The organism is Nocardioides candidus (assembly GCF_041321175.1).
Classification (GTDB): Bacteria; Actinomycetota; Actinomycetes; order Propionibacteriales; family Nocardioidaceae; genus Nocardioides.
In genome coordinates this window covers 419978-433302 of sequence record NZ_JBGGWC010000004.1, presented here as the reverse complement: position 1 = coordinate 433302, position 13325 = coordinate 419978, and the positions used below count along the sequence as shown (strand labels likewise).

The window sequence follows — 13325 nt, the reverse complement described above, 5'->3', positions numbered from 1 at the left end:
CGACTGCTCAGACGTCCCAGGGGGCGTGAGAGTTGCCGCGAGCGGCAACTCTCAGGGACTTCTCAGTCAGTGGAGGACGCGGAAGGGATACCCGCGGTGGCCAGCCCCATCCGGTCCAGGATCCACGCGAGCGTGAACGCGCGGTCGTGCCAGGCCCGGTAGCGGCCCGAGACGCCGCCGTGGCCGGCTGACATCTCGATGCGCAGCAGCACGTCGGCCTCCGGTGCGGCGGCGCGCAGCCGAGCGACCCACTTGGCCGGCTCGACGTAGAGCACCCGGGTGTCGTTGAGCGAGGTCTCCGCCAGGATCGGCGGGTAGGGCCGGTCGGCGACGTTGTCGTAGGGGGCGTACGACGCGATCCGCTCGTAGGCGGCCGGGTCGTCCTCGGGGTTGCCCCACTCGTCGTACTCGGTGACCGTGAGGGGCAGGCTCGCGTCGAGCATCGTCGTGAGCGTGTCGACGAACGGCACCCCGGCGACGATGCCGCCGAACGCCTCGGGCGCCTGGTTGGCGACCGCGCCCATCAGCAGGCCGCCGGCGCTCGCGCCCTCGGCGACCAGCCGGTCGGCCGTCGTCCACCCGTTGTCGACCAGGTGGCGCGCGCAGGCGATGAAGTCGTCGAAGGTGTGCTGCTTGTGCTCGAGCTTGCCGTCGTCGTACCAGTGCCGGCCGAGCTCGCCCCCTCCGCGCACGTGCGCGATCGCGAAGGCCGCGCCCCGGTCGAGCACGGAGAGCCGCGCGGCGGAGAAGTACGGGTCGATCGACGTCTCGTAGGCGCCGTAGCCGTAGAGGTGCAGCGGGACCGGGGCGGTGCCGTCGTCGCCGCCCGCGTCCTTGCGCACGACCAGCGAGATCGGCACCCGGGCGCCGTCGGGCGCGGTCGCCCACAGGCGGTGCTCCTGGTAGTCGTCGGGCTCGTAGCCGCCGAGCACGGGCGCCTGCTTCAGCAGGGTGCGCTCGCGGCTGCGGACGTCGACGTCGTAGACCGACGAGGGCTGGACCATGCTCGTCATGCCGACGCGGACCGTCGGCTGCTCGAAGGAGGGGTTGCCGCCGGCGCCCGAGGTGGCCAGCTCGCCGGGGAACTGCACGACCCAGTCGTCGGACACGCCCTCGTCGCCGAGCTCGAGGATGCGCACCCGCGGCAGGCCGTCGCTGCGCTGCTGCACGACCACGTGGCCGGCATAGGCGTCGACGTCCTCCAGGCGTACGGCGACGTCGTGCGGGAGCAGCGGCACCCACTCCGCGCGCGGGGTCGGCGCCACGGGTGCGGTGGCCAGCTCGAACTCCGGGCCGCTGCCGTTGTGGAGCACCAGCAGCCGGTCCTCCCCGGCGATGACGGCGTGGTCGAGGGAGTACTCGACCCCCTCCTCGCGCTCGGCGAAGCACCACGGCTCCGCCGTCGGGTCGGCCGCGTCGAGCACGTGGTACTCCGACGTGTTCTTCGACGAGGCCGCCATGACGACGTAGCGCCGGCTCCGCGTGCGGCCGACGCCGACGTAGTAACGGGCGTCGGTCTCGTGGAACACGAGCTCGTCGTCGGCCTGCTCGGTGCCGAGCCGGTGCCGCCAGATCTTGTCGGGGCGCCAGCTCTCGTCGATCGTCGAGTAGTAGAAGTGGTCGGGCGTCGCGCCCCACGTGGCGCCGCCGAGCACGTCGGTCAGCTCGTCGGGCAGCAGCTCGCCGGTCGCGAGGTCCTTGACCCGCACCGTGAAGCGCTCGTCGCCGACGACGTCGGTCGCGTAGGCGAGCAGCCGGTCGTCGGGGCTCACCGCCGAGCCGCCGAGCGAGAAGAACTCGTGCTCGCCCGCGAGCGCGTCGAGGTCGAGGAGCACCTCCTCGCCGGGCAGGGCCGGCTCGTCGGGCTTCGCGGCCTCCGCCGGGCGCGGAGGCACCCAGCCGTCCGGACCGTCGGGATCCGCGACGGGCACGCGGCAGCTGGCGCCGTACTGCCGGCCCTCGAAGGAGCGGCCGTAGTACCAGTACCCGCGCACGCGGGTGGGGACCGACAGGTCGGTCTCGAGGGTGCGCGCCTTGATCTCCTCGAAGATCTGCTGACGCAGCTCGGCGAGGTGGGCGGTGCGGGCCCGGGTGTGCTCGTTCTCGGCCTCCAGGTGGGCGACCACCTCGGGGTCGTCCTTGGCGCGCAGCCAGTCGTAGTCGTCGGTGCGGGAGTGGCCGTGGTGGACGCTGGTGACCGGCCGGCGGTCGGCGATCGGCGGTCCGGGATCGGTGGCAGGTGCGGGCACGAGCGCCACCGTATCCGGCCCTCCTGCATCCACAGGCACCGGTGGATTTCCTGTGGAGTTCGCCCGGATCCTGTGGAGGAGACCGGGTCTGGATGTGGATGATCCTGTGGGACCCGAAGAATGTGAAGTTTCTTTGCGCAAACCCCTTGTGCTGCTGGTTTCAGGCGGCGTAGAACTCTCCCTACCGAAACGGAACGCAAGGCCTCCGGGCCAGGCGGGAAGGATCGGGGAGCCGGACGGAAGTCCTCTCCATCCGCGGGGCAACCTGCGGGCGCCGACCCCGGTGGCGGGTCCGGCGGCGAGAGGTACGGAGGTCCGGGTCGATCGGAGCCACCGCAACCGGTCAAAGCCGAGGGCCTCTTGATGCTCATACCACCAAGAGGCCCTCACCTATTTTTGTCTCCGCGAGCGTGTCGCGAGCGCCACGCTGCCGCGGCGCGGTTGACCCGGTGCAACGCGAGAGTGTCGGGCGGCTTACGGTTCGCGGTCGGGATCGGTCTGGTCGGGGTCGGTCTGGTCGGGGCCGGTCTGGTCGGGGTCGTCCGGGCTCGGGTGCTTCCAGCGAGCCAGGGCCTCGTCGTCGACGGGGAACGTCCGCACGGGCCCGGGTGGGGTGTCGGCGGTCTCGAACCGGACGGTGACCACGCCCTTGCCGGCACCCCAGACCCAGCCTCGGCCGAGCTCGGCGTGGATCACGTCCATGCCGGGTCGGTAGCCGCCGGAGGGGTCGGGCGCGGTCGCGCCCGACTGCTGGGGGAGGACGACCTCGGGCGCCGCGTCGTCCTCGCCCTCGGGCTCCTCCTCGGCTCCGAAGAGCTCGTCCTGCACCCAGTCGGCGAGGCCGGAGACACCGACCCCGAGGAGCCGGACGCCGCCGGAGGTGTCGAGGTCCTCGAGCAGCCGGCGCGCGAGCCGCCCCACGACCGCCTCGTCGTCGGTCGGGGAGGGCAGCGTGGTCGAGCGGCTCAGGGTGGTGAAGTCGTAGAGCCGCACCTTGATCGACACCGTGCGGCCCGACATGCCGTGCTTGCGGAGGCGCTGGGCGACCTCGCTCGCTTGGCGGGTGAGCAGGCTCTCCATGAGTCGTCGGTCGGTGAGGTCCTGCTCGTAGGTGCCCTCGACGCTGACCGACTTGGTCTCGCGCTCTGCCTCGACACGGCGGTCGTCGCGGGCGAAGGCCAGCTCGTGGAGCAGGTGGCCGTGTGCCTTGCCGAGCATCCGGACCAGCTCGTCCTCGCTGATCTCCTGCAGGTCGGCCACGGTGTGCACGCCCGACCGTCGCAGCCGGTCGACGGTCGCCGGGCCGACCCCGGGGATCACCTTCACGTGCATCGGGCGCAGCAGGTCCAGCTCCGTGCCGGGGGAGACCACGACCAGCCCGTCGGGCTTGTCGAGGTCGCTGGCGACCTTGGCGAGGAACTTCGAGCTGGCGACCCCCACCGACGCGGTCAGGCCGCCCGTCACGTCGTGCACCCGGGTGCGGAGGTCCTCGGCGAAGTCCGTGACCGTCGCGACCTCGAGGTCGGGCAGGCCCGCCCGCGCCAGGTCGACGAAGGCCTCGTCGAGCGACAGCGGCTCGACGAGCGGCGAGCAGGAGCGCAACAGCCCCATCACGGCCTGGCTGGTGGCGCGGTAGGCGTCGAACCGGCCGGAGAGGTACGCCGCGTGGGGGCACCGCGCACGGGCCTCCCTCGTCGACATGGCCGACCGGACGCCGTACTCCCTGGCCTCGTAGGAGGCCGTCGCCACCACCCCGCGGCCGCCGACGCCGCCGACGACCACCGGCTTGCCGCGCAGCGACGGCTTGTCGCGCTGCTCGACCGCCGCGAAGAAGGCGTCGAGGTCCAGGTGGAGGACCGAGGCCTGGGCGCGCACGGGGGAACGGTACGACGGACCGCCCACCGTCCACAGGGCGCCTGCCGACACGCGCCGTCCACAGGGGCGGTCGTCGGCAGGTGCTCGTCGTCGGGGGCGAGGCGGAGCGTGGCGCCATGACCTCGACACCGATGACCCTGACCGCGCGGAGCGCGGACGACCTGATCGCCGCCGCGCCGCTGGTGCTCGGCTTCCACCCGGTGGACTCCGTCGTGATGATGACCAGCGACGGCGGCCACCCGTTCCAGGCTCGCGCCGACCTCCCGACCGACGCCGACCCGGCCGACGCGCCACGCCTGACCGCGGAGGTGCTGGTGGACGCCGCGCGGCGCAACCGGGTGCACCGGCTCGCGCTGCTGTTCTACGCCGACGACGAGCGCAGGGTGCGACCGGTGTGGCGCGCCCTGCAGCGCGCGTGCCGGCAGGCGCGCCTGGAGGTCGTGGCGTCCTTCCGGGTCGAGCCGCGCCGCTACTACCCACTGCTGGGGGCGCGGCGGCTGCGGGAGATCGGCGTGGCCTACGACGTGTCGGCGCATCCCTTCGTCGCGGAGGCGGTGATGCGGGGCATCGTCGTGGAGCACGACCGCGCCGCTCTCGCCGCCCGGCTCGCGCCCGATCCGGCCGCGCAGGCGGCGGTGCAGGCGGTCGTGGAGCGCGAGCGGCTCGAGACGACGCCGGGGCCGCGGAAGGGGGAGGAGCGGCTGCGGTGGCTCGACAGGCTGGCGGCGGCGGTGGTCGACCACCTGGTCGCCGGCACCCCGATCGGTGACGCGGACCTCGCGCGACTCCTGTGGCTGCTCCAGGACGCGGCGTGTCGCGACGTGCTGAGCGCCCTGGTGCGTCGCGCGGACGCCCGGGCGCACCAGGAGTTCTGGCTCGACGTCGTCCGACGCGCACCCGACCGGTTCGCGCCCGCGCCGGCGGCGCTGCTCGCCTGGTCGGCCTACCAGGCGGGACACGGTGCCGTGGCCTGGATGGCGATCGACCGCTGCCGGGAGGTGCACGAGCACCACCCGCTGGCCGAGCTCGTGGCCCGGTGCCTCGAGGACGCGATCCCGCCGGACGCGTTCGCGGGGATGGACGAGGACGACCCTGCCGATGAGCTCGGATGGGACGACGAGGACGACGACCGATGGGACGACGAAGACTGCGAATGGGACGAGGGGTTGCCAGCCTGACCCCACGACGGCCTAGGGTCACGTCATGGGCGAGGAGGTCGACGCACAGGAGTTCACCGGCGCTGATCGCACGCGGCACCGGGAGAAGGTCCGTCGCTGCCTCGACGTCTTCGAGCGGATGCTGCGCGAGGCGGCCTTCGACACCGACGACCCGATGACCGGTCTGGAGGTCGAGCTCAACCTCGTCGACGAGGTCGGCGATCCCGCGCTGCGCAACTCCGAGGCACTCGAGGTCATCTCCGACCCCGACTTCCAGACCGAGCTCGGTCAGTTCAACGTGGAGATCAACGTGCCTCCCGCGACGCTGCGCGAGGGAGGGCTGGAGGGGTTCGAGGCCGGTCTGCGCCGCAGCCTCAACGAGGCCGAGCGCCGCTCGGCGGAGATCGGCGCCCACCTGGTGATGATCGGCATCCTGCCGACCCTCGCCGACGGTCACCTCTCCATCGACGCGATCAGCCACAACCCGCGCTACCGGCTGCTCAGCGACCAGGTCCTGCGGGCGCGGGGCGAGGACATCACGATCGACATCGGCGGTCCCGAGGTGCTGCGCACGACGGCCGACTCGATCCTGCCCGAGGCTGCCTGCACCAGCACGCAGTTCCACGTCCAGACGCCCCCGGAGCGGTTCGCCGCCTACTGGAACGCCTCCCAGGCGATCGCCGGCGTGCAGGTGGCGCTCGCCGCGAACTCGCCGTACCTCCTCGGCAAGCAGCTGTGGCGCGAGACCCGGGTGCCGCTCTTCGAGCAGTCGACCGACACCCGGAGCGAGGAGCTCAGGGCCCAGGGCGTGCGCCCGCGGGTGTGGTTCGGCGAGCGGTGGATCACCTCGGTCTTCGACCTCTTCGAGGAGAACGTCCGCTACTTCCCGGCCCTGCTGCCGGTGACCGACGAGGAGGACCCACTCGTGGTCCTCGAGGCCGGCGGCACCCCCAACCTGTCCGAGCTCAGGCTCCACAACGGCACGATCTACCGGTGGAACCGCCCGGTCTACGACATCGCGGGCGGCCGACCGCACCTGCGCGTCGAGAACCGTGCCCTCGCCGCCGGACCGACCGTCGTCGACGTCGTCGCCAACGCCGCGTTCTACTTCGGCCTGGTGCGCAGCCTCGCCGAGAGCGAGCGTCCGCTCTGGTCGCAGATGTCCTTCAGCGCCGCGGAGGAGAACTTCCACACCGCGGCCCGCGACGGCATCGAGGCCGAGATCTACTGGCCGGGCGTCGGCCGGGTCCGGGCGACGGAGCTGGTGCTGCGCCGGCTGCTCCCGCTCGCTCGCGAGGGGCTTGCCGCCTGGGGTGTCGCCGACGACGCGATCCAGCGCTACCTCGGCATCATCGAGGGTCGGTGCCTCAACGCGACCAACGGAGCGGAGTGGTTCGTGCGGCGGATGGCCGCCCGCGAGGACGCCGACCGCTACGACGCGATCCGGGCCGTGCTGGCGGAGTACCGCGAGCGGATGCACGCCAACGAGCCGGTCCACACCTGGTAGGCCCGGCCGTCGCGGGTCAGCCCTTCTGACGGATCCGCTTCCAGGTGCGGCACACGCCCGACCGGGGGTCGTGCCAGCTGTGCCGGGTCACGACCACGAGTCCGAGCGCAAGGCCGAGCTCACCGCCCGCGGCGTGCACCGCGGCCGACCAGGCCGCATCGACGTCGTGGGCCGCCATCGGGCCGCGTCGCGTCAGCCACAGCAGCGGCACGACCTGCTTCTCCACGGCCCGGCGCAGCATGGTCTCGACGATGTCGACCCGCAGCGCGTGGTCGAGCGACTCCTCGATCTCGAAGCGCCGGGACGCGGCGCCCGGCACCCCGACGTGGAGCGCGGGGGGAAACACCTTGCGGTGCTCGCTGGAGGCATGGTCGAGCACGGCCTGCCGCAGGAGCCGTTGGACGGCCCTGTCGACCGGCTCCCGCAAGGTGCCTCCGTCGTACCCCATGCGCGCAGCCTGCCCGATCCGACGGGGCTGCAGGGTCCTCCTCCACAGGCGTCCCGGGCGCTCGCGCCGGTCAGCCGCGCAGCGCCGCGTTGATCCGCGCTGCCTGCCGGGTCAGGTGGTCGCGCTCGGCGAGGTTGGACGCAGCAGCCGCAGCCTCGACGTACAGGCGCGCGGCGGTGGCGAGGTCGCCGTCCCGTTCGTGGAGGTACGCCGCCACGGCGCTGTACCGCGGGAGCGACCGGTCGAGCGCGGCCAGTGCCGCGAGGCCGGCCCGCGGCCCGTCGGCCTCGCCGACGGCGACGGCCCGGTTGAGGCGGGCGATCGGGCTGTCGGTGATCCGCACGAGCTCGTCGTACCACTCCACGACCTGCACCCAGTCGGTCTCCTCGGCCGTGCGCGCGTCGGCATGGAGCGCGGCGACGGCGGCCTGGGCCTGGTACTCGCCCAGGCGGTCCTGAGCCAGGGCCGCCTGCAGGACCTCGACGCCCTCGGCGATCAGGGAGGTGTCCCACAAGGTCCGGTCCTGCTCGGCCAGCGGCACCAGGCTGCCGTCGGGCCGGGTCCGCGCAGCGCGCCGCGCGTGGTGGAGCAGCATCAGGGCGAGCAGCCCGGCGACCTCGGGGTGGTCGGTCAGGCCCTTCAGCTGCCGGGTGACGCGGATGGCCTCCGCGGCGAGGTCGACGTCGCCGGAGTAGCCCTCGTTGAAGGCCAGGTAGAGCACGCGGACCACGGTCGCGATGTCGCCGGGCTGGTCGAGGTCGACGTCGGCGATGGTCCGCTTGGCCCGGCTGATGCGCTGCGCCATGGTCGCCTCGGGCACCAGGTAGGCCCGCGCGATCTGCCGGGTGGTCAACCCGCCGACCGCACGGAGCGTCAGCGCCACCGCCGACGCCGCGGTGAGGGACGGGTGGGCGCACAGGAAGTAGAGCCGGAGGGTGTCGTCGGTCGCTGCGCCGGGTCCTGGCGGCGGCTCGGCGTCCACGCGCTCCTCCCGGCGTCGGCGTGACGTCTCCGACCGGGTCGCGTCGATGAACTTGCGCCAGGCCACCTTGGTGAGCCAGGACCGCGGGTCGCGGGGCGGGTCCTCGCCCCACGCCCGGAGGGCCTCGACGAGAGCCTCCTGCACGGCGTCCTCGGCCGACGCGAAGTCGGCTCCGCGACGGACGAGGACGCCGATCACGGCGGGGATGACCGACCGCAGCAGCGCCTCGTCGACCCCACCCACCGCAGGCTGCCGGTCCGTCACCGTCACTCCGTGACGGTCGGCGGCTCGACCATGAACGGCCGCAGCTCGAGCCACTCGTGGATCGGCCTCCCGCCGGCACCGGGGGCGGCCGAGAGCTCGCCCGCCAGCTCGACCGCGCGCTCGTGGCTGTCGACGTCGATCACCATCCAGCCGGCGATGAGGTCCTTGGTCTCCGCGAAGGGCCCGTCGGTGACCGGGGGGCGGCCCTCGCCGCCGTACTGCACCCACGTGCCCTCGGGCGCCAGCGCCTGCGCGTCCACCAGCTCGCCGGTGCCCTCGAGCCTCGCGGCGAAGTCCCGCATGAACTGGATGTGGTCGGTGATCTCCTGAGGCGTCCACTGGTCCATCGAGACGTCGTTCACGGGGGCCGGGGCGCCCCGGTAGTGCTTGAGCAACAGGTACTTCGCCATCGTGGGTCTCCTCGGTTGCGGTGCAGCCATTCTGGCCGCGTTCACACCAGGGACGGAGCAGGCGCGGGCTCCTCGACATCGCCGGCCCGGCCGGGCGGAAGTTTTTTCGCCTAAGGTGACGGACATGGCGACGGTCGTGATCGGGTACGTCCCGAAGCCGGAGGGAGACGCAGCCCTGCTGGCCGGGATCGAGGAGGCGCAGAGGCGCGGTGCGCGCGCTCTCGTCGTGCACGCACACAGTGACGGCAACGGCGAGCCCGACTACGTCGAGGAGGTCCGCGGCGTCCTCGACCACTCGGGCGTCGACCACGACCTGCGCGTGCTCGACAGCGGGACCGCGGCGTCGGACGGGCTGGTCGAGGTCGCGGAGGCGGAGTCCGCCGAGCTCATCGTCATCGGGCTGCGCCGCCGCTCACCGGTCGGCAAGCTGATCCTCGGCACCAACGCGCAGCGGGTGATGCTCGACGCGCCGTGCCCCGTGCTGACGGTGAAGCCGCGGACCGGCCGGCATTGAGCGCGAGTCCGCTCGTCACCGTCGACGAGGTCGCCGGGTTGCTCGGTGACGTGACGGTCCTCGACGTGCGCTACCGGATGGGCGGCGGGCCCTCCGGGCGCGGTGCGTACGACGGCGGGCACGTCCCCGGAGCGCGCTACGTCGATCTCGACACCGCTCTCGCGGCGCCGCCGGGTGCACGAGGACGGCACCCGCTGCCGGACGTCGCCGTGTTCGAGGCCGCGATGTGCGAGGCCGGGGTGTCGGGCGGTGTCGGTGGTGGGTTGCCGGTGGTCGTCTACGACGACTGGTCGGGCCACGCGGCCGCCCGGTGCTGGTGGCTGCTGCGCCACCACGGCCACCGCGACGTGCGCGTGCTCGACGGCGGGTGGAGCGCCTGGCTCGCGGCCGGGCTGCCCGTGGAGACCGGGTGCCCCGGGCCGGTCGCACCCGGTCGCTTCGCCGCGACCACCGGGGCGGGCATGCCCGTGGTGTCCGCGGAGGACGTCCAGCAGGTCGGCGTACTCATCGACGCGCGAGCGCCGGAGCGCTATCGCGGTGAGACCGAGCCGATCGACCCGGTGGCCGGGCACATCCCGGGCGCGGTCAACGTGCCGACCGCCCGCAACCTGACCCCCGACGGGTTCTTCCGGCCGGCCACGGAGCTACGGGAGCTCTACGCCGAGGTCGGCGTCACCGACGACACCACGGTTGCGGCCTACTGCGGGTCCGGGGTCACGGCGGCTCACGACGTGCTCGCCCTCGAGGTCGCCGGCGTCACCGCCGCGCTCTACCCCGGCAGCTGGAGCGAGTGGATCACCGACCCGACCCGCCCCGTGGCCGTCACCAGTGGACGCCGGGGAACAGCCGGGCCATGAGCATCTGCTCGGACTCGCGTCCGCCCGCGCCCTCGGCACCGGCCTCGGGCGCCGTGACGGCCACCTCGGGCGCGGCGTCGGTCGGGCCCGACTTGGCCTTCGCCGCGGCACTGTCGGGGAAGACCTGGTAGGCCAGGTTCAGCACCCGGAACGCCGCCTTCGGGGCGAAGGTGTGCGCGACCGCACCGGCGTTGCCGGCGAACGTGTTGATCTCGTGAGGCTTCTCCACCATCGCCTTGACCACCAGGTCGGCCGCCTGGGCGGGGGAGAGGGTGGGGAACTTGTCGTACATCTTGGTCGGCGCGATCATCGGCGTCCGCACGAGCGGCATGTGGATGTTGGTGAAGGAGATCCCGTGCCCGACCACCTCGGACGCCACCACGTTGCTCCAGGCGTCGAGCGCCGCCTTCGAGGCGACGTAGGCGGAGAAGCGCGGCGGGTTGGTCTGCACGCCGATCGAGGAGATGTTCACGATGTGCCCGGAGCGCTGCTCGTGCAGCTTCGGCATCACGCCCATGATGAGCCGGATCGCGCCGAAGTAGTTGAGCTGCATGGTGCGCTCGAAGTCGTGGAAGCGGTCGTGGGAGAGCTTGAGCGAGCGGCGGATCGAGCGCCCGGCGTTGTTGACGACGAAGTCGATCGAGGGCAGCTCGGTGGAGAGCCGCTCGCACAGGTCGTCGATGGCGCGCAGGTCGGAGAGGTCGCAGGGGAAGACGTGGGCCTGTCCGCCGCGCAGCTCGATGTCGGCCTTGGTCTCCTCCAGCTTGTCCTTGCCGCGGGCGACCAGCACGGGGATGCCGCCGGCCTGGGCGACCTTCAGCGCGGTCACCTTGCCGATGCCGGAGGAGGCACCGGTGATGACGACGTGCTTGCCGTTGAGGGCCGAGCGGGTCTTCTTGTCGCGACCGGTGGTGTCGTCGAGGTTCTCCTCCCAGAAGGTCCACAGGGTCCGGGCGTAGGACTCCAGGTCGGGCACGTCGATGCCGCTGCCGGCGAGCGCCTTGATGGTGGCGCGGGAGTCGAAGACGGCAGTGAACGACGCGTGGCTCACGACCTCCGCCGGGATGCCCACGCGGCCGAGGGTCTGGTCGAGCAGCACCTGGGCGGGCGTCGTGCGCACGACGGCGTTGAGGAGGTTGCTGGGTCGCAGCGCCCGCGGCAGCAGGCCGGTCGCACCCGCGGTGAGGCTGCGGTCGATCGGCGTGGCGAACCGGGGCGCACCGGCCGCGGCGCAGAAGGCGTTGATCATCTCCACGGTCGACTGCGGCTCGGGGTTGACCAGGTGGAAGGCCTCGCCGTTGCGGTCGGGCAGGTGGGCGATGTGGTCCATCGCCTTGGCGACGTAGTCGACCGGCACCAGGTTGGTGTCCCCGAGGTCGATGCCGACGAGCGGCAGCCACGAGGGCAGGTTGTCGCGCAGCCGCTTGATCAGCGGGAAGAAGTAGTAGGGACCGTCGATCTTGTCCATCGCGCCGGTCTCGGAGTGGCCGACCACGATCGCCGGCCGGTAGACCCGCCACGGGACCTTCGACTCCTCGCGGACGATCTTCTCCGACTCGTACTTCGTGCGGTGGTAGGGCGACGGGAGCGGCTGGCCCTCCTCGAACATCGACTCGTCGAACCGGCCGCGGTAGTCACCGGCGGCGGCGACGGAGGAGACCTGGTGGAAGCACTCCACGTCGAGGGCCTCGGCCAGCTCGAGGGCGTTGCGCGTGCCGTCGACGTTCATCGCGTCGTTGGTCGCGTCGTCGGCGGTCATGTCGTAGATCGCCGCGAGGTGGAAGAACTGCTCGATCGTCCCGGCGTTCTCCTCCACCCAGGTCGGGTCGACGCCCAGACCGGGCTGGCTGAGGTCGCCGACGACCGGCACGACCTTCGTCTTGCTCGACCCGCCGGTCCACTGCTGGATCAGCGTCTCCATCCGGTGGAGGGAGGACTGCCGCACCAGCACGAAGATCGGACCCTCGCGGTGGTCGACCAGCTCACTGACGAGGAAACGACCGATGAAGCCCGTGGCGCCGGTCACGAAGGAAGACATGCGGGCAGCGTAGTCCGAACACCGGGCCCTGCGCCGCCCCTCGTCTCAGGCGGCCTGGACAGGGCCTAGCCCTGCGTCAACCTCACTCGCCCGAGCCGCCGAACATGATCTCGTCCCAGCTCGGCACGGACGCCCGGCCGCGCTTCTTGGCGACCGGTCGCCGGTGCTTGGACGCCTCGGCGGCCGCCTCAGCGGCACTGACCTCGGGGTCGGGGTCGGCGTGGACGGAGGTGTCGCGCAGCGGCTCGTCGTACGACGGCCTGGTGGTCGGCTCCTCGACGAGCACCTCGCTCTCCTCGTCGGTCACCAGGTCGAGCGCGTCGTCACCGAGCGGCAGCTCGTCGGAGACCGCCGCGAGCCGTCGCTCGCGGACCTGCTGGAGGTCGTCGCGGTGCTGCTGCTCGGACGGGGCCACGAGACCGCCGACCAGCCAGCGGGCGTCGTCGTTGTCGGCCACGACGTAGTTGCCGGGAGCGTCGAAGGTGAACCGGGCGGTGCCCGACCGCGCAGCGGTCTCGAAGGTGCCGGTCAGCTCCCACCGGCCGTCGTCGCGCCGGAAGGCGTCCCAGGCGACGGTCTCGAGCTTGGTCTGGTTGTCGGCCAGCTGGGTGGCGACGGCGTCGCCGAGCACCCGCGCGCCGCTGCCGCTGTCGCCGACCGGTCGGCGCACGGACGACTTCTGCGCACGCTGGGCGATGTGCTCGCGCTCGGCCAGCACCGGTCCGACGTAGGGCATGATCGCCTCGACGGTCGTCTGCGCCGCGGTCGCGACCGCCTCGGGCGTCTCTCCGGCCCGGATCCGGGTCTGGATCTCGCGGGGGCGCAGGGTGCTCGTCATCTGGATCTCCAACTGGCCGATGCGGGTGGTCTCACCGCGGAGCGCGGCGCGCAGTGCAGGGGTGATCGCGAGGGTGAACTCCTCGCCCTGCTGACCCACGAGGAGCAGACGACGGCCGTCGGCGCTGACTCCTGCGAGATCGAGATGCGCCATGCTCCGTCCTTCCGGACCCGGTCGGGCCCGTCG

General features: G+C 72.5%; 11 protein-coding genes. 4 read left to right on the top strand and 7 right to left on the bottom strand.

Annotated features, from left to right (window positions below):
• Nucleotides 1–62: 62 nt before the first annotated feature.
• Together ACAX67_RS19290 and ACAX67_RS19285 are read right to left on the bottom strand one after the other, a co-directional pair.
• Nucleotides 63–2249, bottom strand: a complete 2187-nt coding sequence (locus tag ACAX67_RS19290) for a S9 family peptidase (RefSeq protein ID WP_370705508.1) — start codon at nt 2247–2249, stop codon at nt 63–65.
• A 474-nt stretch (nt 2250–2723) separates the two neighbouring features.
• Nucleotides 2724–4124 (bottom strand): DNA polymerase IV, encoded by a 1401-nt coding sequence (locus ACAX67_RS19285; protein ID WP_370705507.1) that lies wholly within the window; start codon nt 4122–4124, stop codon nt 2724–2726.
• 116 nt (nt 4125–4240) lie between these two features.
• Between ACAX67_RS19285 and ACAX67_RS19280 the strand changes: the two genes are divergently transcribed.
• Complete coding sequence (locus tag ACAX67_RS19280) at nt 4241–5302, top strand: DUF4192 domain-containing protein (protein WP_370705506.1); 1062 nt, start codon at nt 4241–4243, stop codon at nt 5300–5302.
• Between the two features lie 25 nt (nt 5303–5327).
• Complete coding sequence (locus tag ACAX67_RS19275) at nt 5328–6788, top strand: glutamate-cysteine ligase family protein (protein WP_370705505.1); 1461 nt, start codon at nt 5328–5330, stop codon at nt 6786–6788.
• Between the two features lie 16 nt (nt 6789–6804).
• On the opposite strand, the gene ACAX67_RS19270 is transcribed toward ACAX67_RS19275, so the two are convergent.
• The 3 genes from ACAX67_RS19270 to ACAX67_RS19260 form a co-directional block, all read right to left on the bottom strand.
• Complete coding sequence (locus tag ACAX67_RS19270; RefSeq protein ID WP_370705504.1) at nt 6805–7236, bottom strand: hypothetical protein; 432 nt, start codon at nt 7234–7236, stop codon at nt 6805–6807.
• 70 nt (nt 7237–7306) lie between these two features.
• Nucleotides 7307–8488 carry an RNA polymerase sigma factor gene (locus tag ACAX67_RS19265; RefSeq protein ID WP_370705503.1) on the bottom strand — a complete coding sequence of 394 codons (1182 nt, stop codon included), beginning with the start codon at nt 8486–8488 and terminating at the stop codon, nt 7307–7309.
• Nucleotides 8485–8892: a YciI family protein gene (locus ACAX67_RS19260; protein WP_370705502.1), complete on the bottom strand. Its 408-nt coding sequence runs from the start codon at nt 8890–8892 to the stop codon at nt 8485–8487. The genes ACAX67_RS19265 and ACAX67_RS19260 overlap by 4 nt, the downstream gene beginning before the upstream one ends.
• A gap of 124 nt (nt 8893–9016) precedes the next feature.
• On the opposite strand from ACAX67_RS19260, the gene ACAX67_RS19255 reads away from it, so the two are divergent.
• Entirely contained in the window at nt 9017–9406 is a 390-nt protein-coding gene (locus ACAX67_RS19255) for a universal stress protein (RefSeq protein ID WP_370705501.1), read from the top strand.
• Nucleotides 9403–10263 (top strand): sulfurtransferase, encoded by an 861-nt coding sequence (locus tag ACAX67_RS19250; protein ID WP_370705500.1) that lies wholly within the window; start codon nt 9403–9405, stop codon nt 10261–10263. Before ACAX67_RS19255 ends, ACAX67_RS19250 begins: the two co-directional genes overlap by 4 nt.
• Here ACAX67_RS19250 and ACAX67_RS19245 read toward each other — a convergent pair.
• Both ACAX67_RS19245 and sepH read right to left on the bottom strand, forming a co-directional pair.
• On the bottom strand, nt 10229–12301 hold the full coding sequence (locus ACAX67_RS19245; RefSeq protein WP_370705499.1) for an SDR family oxidoreductase: 2073 nt from the start codon (nt 12299–12301) through the stop codon (nt 10229–10231). The two genes, ACAX67_RS19250 and ACAX67_RS19245, sit on opposite strands and share 35 nt — an antisense overlap.
• 82 nt (nt 12302–12383) lie before the next feature.
• Nucleotides 12384–13292, bottom strand: coding sequence for a septation protein SepH (gene sepH, locus ACAX67_RS19240; RefSeq protein ID WP_370705498.1), 909 nt, complete (start codon nt 13290–13292; stop codon nt 12384–12386).
• Nucleotides 13293–13325 lie beyond the last annotated feature (33 nt).

What these genes read in the sequence shown, in the direction of transcription:
- ACAX67_RS19280 (WP_370705506.1), top strand. Translation starts at nt 4,241, where the DNA reads ATGACCTCGACACCGATGACCCTGACCGCGCGGAGCGCGGACGACCTG.
- ACAX67_RS19275 (WP_370705505.1), top strand. Translation starts at nt 5,328, where the DNA reads ATGGGCGAGGAGGTCGACGCACAGGAGTTCACCGGCGCTGATCGCACG.
- ACAX67_RS19270 (WP_370705504.1), bottom strand. Translation starts at nt 7,236, where the DNA reads ATGGGGTACGACGGAGGCACCTTGCGGGAGCCGGTCGACAGGGCCGTC.
- ACAX67_RS19260 (WP_370705502.1), bottom strand. Translation starts at nt 8,892, where the DNA reads ATGGCGAAGTACCTGTTGCTCAAGCACTACCGGGGCGCCCCGGCCCCC.
- ACAX67_RS19255 (WP_370705501.1), top strand. Translation starts at nt 9,017, where the DNA reads ATGGCGACGGTCGTGATCGGGTACGTCCCGAAGCCGGAGGGAGACGCA.
- ACAX67_RS19245 (WP_370705499.1), bottom strand. Translation starts at nt 12,301, where the DNA reads ATGTCTTCCTTCGTGACCGGCGCCACGGGCTTCATCGGTCGTTTCCTC.
- sepH (WP_370705498.1), bottom strand. Translation starts at nt 13,292, where the DNA reads ATGGCGCATCTCGATCTCGCAGGAGTCAGCGCCGACGGCCGTCGTCTG.